This window comes from Bartonella sp. TT29SHDZB (assembly GCF_042193395.1).
Lineage (GTDB): Bacteria > Pseudomonadota > Alphaproteobacteria > Rhizobiales > Rhizobiaceae > Bartonella.
Genome location: NZ_JBHILQ010000090.1, coordinates 1 through 1,345, shown reverse-complemented (window position 1 = coordinate 1,345; position 1,345 = coordinate 1). Strand labels below are relative to the sequence as shown.

Genomic DNA, 1,345 nt, shown 5'->3' with positions numbered 1-1,345 from the left:
CAGAATTGAATTGTGCAACCTTGAATTCTGGAGCCCTCCATTCGCCACCTTCATAGCTAGCTCCTCCTCCTAAATACGCAGCCAATGCGTTACTCATCAAATAGAGTTGTGAGCCATTCACCGCCTCCATCGATTCTGCTGTAAGTAATCCAGACTTAACACCAGAAATTGTGCGAGCATCACCTTTACTGTTAGCAATATCGATTTCAGTGCCTTCTTTCTCTGCACCAATCTTAATAACCTTCATCTCATCTTTATCCTGCTTGACAAGGCTTTCACTGACAACATTGGTTACATCATTATGAACATTCGTAACAGAAGTACTAATATCAGAAAGTGCTTCTGCTACACTTTTATAACTTTCCTCACCAGTGCTGCCATCATCCTTGATAGTTTTAAGCTTGAAGGTAGGGGCAATCCATTCTCCTTTTTCATTATAACCAGCACCACCACCAAAATAGGTCGCAAGCGTATTATTCATTGTGTAAAGCTGTGAACCATTCACTGCATCGCTCGAATCCGCAGAGATTATGCCGTCTTCAAGAAACTTAATTTTGCTATTTTTTCTTTCCAATCCATCTCCATGCTTTGCTACAAAGGCTTTTTCCTTATCACTCCAAGATAAAGAATCCTGCGCTACTCCTTCAGAAACTTCTTTAATCCGTGCATTAACATTCTGAATATTCTCATCAAGCCCTGTAAACGCTGTATCTACACCAGTAAAGGAAGCTTCTGTTACCTCACCTTCTGTAGAAACTTTGGATAATTTATAAGTCGGTCCTGTAAACGCGCCATTATTAAACGCTGCATCACCGCCAAGAAACTTGGCAACATCTTGTGAGATCTTATTAAGCTGACCACCATTGATAACATCATGCGACTTTTCAGAAATTACACCATCTTTAACATTATGAAGTGCAACAGGTGCAGAATTTTGACCTTTACCTAAAGTCACACTGCCATAGTCAATTGTTTCATCTTCTTTCTTATCGTAGTGGACCACTGCTGAATCTTCTGACTGAAGACTGTTAGAAAGTTTTTCTAAACTTTTATCAAGTTGCTCTTTGTTAACTGCTTCATTATTCTTCGTTGCTGCCTTGATGCCAGAAAGGGTTCTATCCTCTTCTTTACTGTTGGCAATATTGAGTTCTGTACCTTCTACTTCCTTACCAATAGTGATAACCTTCGTATCATCATCCTGCTTGGCAAGACTATCACTAACAACATTAGTTACATCATTATGAACATTCGTAATAGAACTCGCAACACCAGCAAAGGCTTCCGCTACACTATTGTAGCTTTCCTCACTTTCTTTACCTTCCGCATCAACTTTCTTGATCACAAA

General features: G+C 39.7%; 1 pseudogene. It reads right to left on the bottom strand.

What is annotated here, in order from left to right:
* A pseudogene (locus ACFIJJ_RS09730) lies at positions 1-1,345 on the bottom strand (hypothetical protein); the annotation flags it as partial.